Source organism: Nostoc sp. CHAB 5715 (assembly GCF_020829685.1).
Classification (GTDB): Bacteria; Cyanobacteriota; Cyanobacteriia; order Cyanobacteriales; family Nostocaceae; genus Nostoc.
Genome location: NZ_JAIVFR010000715.1, coordinates 1 through 4,031, shown reverse-complemented (window position 1 = coordinate 4,031; position 4,031 = coordinate 1). Strand labels below are relative to the sequence as shown.

General features: G+C 45.1%; 7 protein-coding genes. 3 read left to right on the top strand and 4 right to left on the bottom strand.

Translation table 11 applies throughout. The features are described from left to right. The coding region (locus tag LC574_RS29745) for a phycobiliprotein lyase (RefSeq protein ID WP_229457211.1) at nucleotides 1-324 on the bottom strand (324 nt) is incomplete at its 3' end. A 263-nt stretch (nucleotides 325-587) separates the two neighbouring features. Here LC574_RS29745 and LC574_RS29740 point away from each other — a divergent pair. Next, a complete protein-coding gene (locus LC574_RS29740) occupies nucleotides 588-1,391 on the top strand; it encodes a pentapeptide repeat-containing protein (RefSeq protein WP_229457210.1) in 804 nt (267 codons plus the stop codon). A 78-nt stretch (nucleotides 1,392-1,469) separates the two neighbouring features. On the opposite strand, the gene LC574_RS29735 is transcribed toward LC574_RS29740, so the two are convergent. Continuing rightward, a complete protein-coding gene (locus tag LC574_RS29735; RefSeq protein WP_229457209.1) occupies nucleotides 1,470-1,676 on the bottom strand; it encodes a hypothetical protein in 207 nt (68 codons plus the stop codon). 285 nt (nucleotides 1,677-1,961) lie between these two features. Next, complete coding sequence (locus tag LC574_RS29730; protein ID WP_229457208.1) at nucleotides 1,962-2,621, bottom strand: HEAT repeat domain-containing protein; 660 nt, start codon at nucleotides 2,619-2,621, stop codon at nucleotides 1,962-1,964. Nucleotides 2,622-2,730: 109 nt separating this feature from the next. Between LC574_RS29730 and LC574_RS29725 the strand changes: the two genes are divergently transcribed. Together LC574_RS29725 and LC574_RS29720 are read left to right on the top strand one after the other, a co-directional pair. Then, complete coding sequence (locus LC574_RS29725; RefSeq protein ID WP_229457207.1) at nucleotides 2,731-2,919, top strand: hypothetical protein; 189 nt, start codon at nucleotides 2,731-2,733, stop codon at nucleotides 2,917-2,919. Next, the gene (locus tag LC574_RS29720; RefSeq protein ID WP_229457206.1) at nucleotides 2,906-3,052 is read left to right on the top strand and encodes a hypothetical protein; all 147 of its coding nucleotides are present in this window, start codon (nucleotides 2,906-2,908) and stop codon (nucleotides 3,050-3,052) included. The genes LC574_RS29725 and LC574_RS29720 overlap by 14 nt, the downstream gene beginning before the upstream one ends. Here LC574_RS29720 and LC574_RS29715 read toward each other — a convergent pair. Further along, a complete protein-coding gene (locus LC574_RS29715; protein ID WP_229457212.1) occupies nucleotides 3,049-3,663 on the bottom strand; it encodes a hypothetical protein in 615 nt (204 codons plus the stop codon). The two genes, LC574_RS29720 and LC574_RS29715, sit on opposite strands and share 4 nt — an antisense overlap. Nucleotides 3,664-4,031: the final 368 nt, after the last annotated feature.

Genomic DNA, 4,031 nt, shown 5'->3' with positions numbered 1-4,031 from the left:
GGGGTTTGGTTTTCCCGATCGCCCTGTTTCATCATCTGGTACATCAATTAAGACAGCAACACGATCCGGATTGGGTTCTTGATCGTCGTCATGTTCTTGCCACATAAAGCTGGCACCTCCCTTAGCACTAGCTAGATCGATACCTTGCGGCTCACAGATTGCTTTTACCCGTGGATCATCAAGTGCGATCGCGCCTACATAAAGCTTGGATTCTCCAGACTGATCCGCCACCGTATCAAAGTGATGCACCGTGCGCTGGGTAAACCAAACCCCTTCACTCTTACGGAAAAACTCTATCATGGTCATTGGTGGTACAAAAGGCATAGCTGATCCTCTAATAAAACTTCATCCGCTCCAAAAATGCGCTCCAATTGCTCTCACGAAGTGTAGCGAAGCTTCACATTTTTTTCTTGCTTCAAGGAAGGAAGTGTCGGCACTATCCAGTCCACAAGCTGACACGACCGATCTGGCTAATAATCGCTCAGACGTTTTTTAAAGTCCCCCTAGAAGGGCGAGGCTGTAACCCCAAAAATTTCGGTAGATAGATCGCGGTACAATACCCCTAAATAATCTCACGATTTCAACCCATGATCAGCAGGGATCACAAGACACCCCAAGAGGTTTTGGCTGTCCTCAAGGCAGGATTTGCTCTAACTCAAGAAGATTTATATCAATTCAACCTCAGTGGTTTTGAACTGCAAAGAGCTAATTTGCATCAAGCTACTTTAATTCGAGCGAATCTCAGCAAAGCGGATCTGAGTGGGGCGGATCTCAGTGGTGCTGATTTACGGGCAGCCGATCTGTGCCAAGCGATTTTAAGGGATGCCAATTTACAAGCAGCTTGTTTGTATCGGGTCGATCTGAGTGGCGCAGATTTACGGGGAGCTATTTTGACCGACACCAAGCTGCTAGGGGCAAGATATGATAGCCAAACCCTGTTTCCCGAAGGCTTTAATTACAAATCCTCTGGGGCGATTGGGCCAAATGCCTATTTGAATGGTGCTCAACTGAATACAGCCAACTTGCGTCATGCTGATTTGCAAGGTGCAAGTATGTTGGGAGCATATTTGGGGGGGGCTGATTTAACTCATGCTAATCTTCAGGGAGCGCGGCTAAGTCAGGCTGACTTGCGGAAAGCCTGGTTGCCAGGAGTATCTTTACGCAATGCTCGGTTAAATGGAGTCAACCTTGCAGGAGCTGATTTACGAGCAGCAGATTTGACTGGCGTTGATTTCGAGCATCTAGAAAGCATTGCTGGAGCAGATTTTACCCATGTTCAAGGGCTGAGTGACGAAATGCGATCGCGCCTCCTTAGCCAACCTGCACAAGAGCTAGATACACCTCATGCTCTAACGCGTCGCACCACACGCGCCAGCCTAGAAACTAAGTAGGCAGGGGGCAGGGGGACAAGGAGGAGAAACAATTCAAAGTTATTTCCTATTCCCTATTCCCTATTCCCTATTCCCTTCTTAAGATTTAGTAGCTGTCCAATCTTTTTTCAGCAAGGCCAGAAAGGTAGCAATTCCTTTAGAAAATCCTTGGGGGTCGGGTAGAACATACTGCGGAAATTCCTCATACGGCCGCCACCGCTCTGAAGAATTATGCCGCAGGTGCAAAACGCGATCGTCCCCTTCCAATTTCCAGAGCATTTGACCGCCTGTGGGAATTTCAGCCATTTGTTTCTCCTATGGTGCAAACAATAATACTCAGTCACAGCTTGCTCTTTCCCAATTCTGCCAGTCTAAATATTAATTTATGTCAACATTGCTACAATATTTCTAGACTTTTGTGTTGAATTGCTGTATGAGCATGGATAAATTATAGATGTCCATCACTGAGTTAGGTAGAACTCAAAGAAATAGTTTTCTTCTCCACCTAGCGGTGGAGTCATTTGTCAAGAAGGCAACAGTCAACAGTAAATATTCTCCTCTGTCTCCTTGTCCCCTGATTCTCCCTGCTCCTCAAGAGATTAAATTTTCCATTGCCGCTCTCACCACCCGATGATCGGCATCCTGTCTAAGTTGCGCCAGGGCTTCCTTGGCTTGAGAAGTATTAAAGTGCTTGAGGGCATAAGCAACTCGTACCCGAATATATTCAGACTCAGAATTTTTCAGGTTTAGGAGTTGGGACAAAGCTACCTCAGACTGACGGGAAGTCGCCAATGACCCCAGCGCATCTACAGATGCTTCCTGGACTGCGGCATCGTCACCTTCTAGCCCCAGAATACAAACCTCTACAACTTGTTCAGGGCAATCCATTTCTACCAAGGCTGCCAAAATACTGCGACGTACCAACCAGTGATCGTCTCGTAAAAATGTCTGCACCAGATGAGAAGCAGAAATTCTGCCAAATAAGGACAGGGAATTAGACGCTTCTGCGCGGACATTGGGGGTGTTATCAAACTTCATAATTTGCAACAGCGCAGCAAAGGATTCTGAGGTTTTTTGCTTACCTAACTCCCTAGCAACAAAAGTTCGTACCAGAAACTCTGGGTCTTGGATATGGCGGTTGAGTAAAGGAACAGCGACATCGGCCGGATAATCTTGCAGGGCAGAGATCGCCTTCAGGCGGTATTGAAAATCCAAATTTTGCAGATCGGTTTCGATTTGATTGAGATCCATAGAATTGTCACTCTGAAATTAAGTTACAGTTTCAAAGCCTTCTCAAAGCCATTCAGGAATGGGAGAGCGTTCTCCTTTTAAGTAGCTTTCGTTATTTCCTGAAGAAGAGTTGCGTCAGTTAGAAGCAGACCGTCGCCATTGGGATAAGCGGCTAAATATGCTAGCCGAAGAGTTGGTACGCGAACCAGCACGAATCGAAGCAACTTATGAAGTGAAGGCGGTACGGGTTGAACCTGTGGGTATAGTTTATCAAAAGCGGCGGGAAACTCCATCCCGCAAGTGGCGTGGAGAAGGATAACCGCCCCGCCGCTTGGGGCATTGGGCATTGGGCATTGGGAATTGTTAATTCTTCCCCATGCCCCATTCCCCATGCCCAAAAACTCCATCCCCTTGTGGGTGGAGTTTTTCATTTGTATCTGGTTAGCGGTTAATTCATCAGTGCAGCAAGCATTGTTCTGACCACGACTTCCAATTCTTCAGTCACTCGATAAAGGTTAATTGCTTGTTCAATACTTTGTTTTTGTCTATTTAATATACCAAATTGCCAAACATTACCTGTAGTTACTGCTCCTAATATTTCAGCTTGAGTAGAATCAGTCCATTTATCAAGGGCTATCATCTCAGTTGCTAGTTGTATAAATCCCCTATTTATATCTGCTTGCTTGGCTTCAATCACAATTAAATTTGTTGTTGTTCGCAGATAATAATCAAAATTACCTTGAAGTTTATTATTAACTTTAATACTGTATTCTATTCGTAATTTAGCGCGGGAATAATGAATTAAATCAGTAACAATCGGCGCAATTAAAATTTCCCGACGAGTAGCTTCATTTTCTAAATCTACAAAAGGTAATACTTCTTCAATCCGTTGTTTTAGGTCGGCGAGTCTGTCTAATGAGCCTGAATATTGTGGTAATTCCAGAAATTTTCGCTCGAATGAATAACCAAATTCAGCTACTAAATCATCAACTGCAAACCCTAATTCAAAGTAATTGCTAAAAGTATACGAGCGATTTGGGTCTAACAATGGTGTGCGGCTCATTGAATTCCTCCAATCAAGCAAATTACGCTTTTTGCTAACTTCACCAATGTTACCACCTACTTTATCTTCAGCTTCAACAGCTTTTCGCACCTGCTTTATCCCAACGATAATTATTTACGCAGACCTACTTATCGTCGCCGTCTGTGCATCCAAAATAGCGACAAACTCACCAAACAGGGAGTAGGGAGTGGGGAAGAGGGAGTAGGGGGAACAGAGAGATCCCCTACTCCTTTTAGGGTCCCAAGCCCCCGGATTTATCCGTGGATCCGATAGATTATTTGGGTGGAGGCCTCCGAAGGGCGACACCCAAAACGTCGATATCAAATCCCCTACTTTTAAGTATGGGGTTCCCTACTCCCTACTCCCTA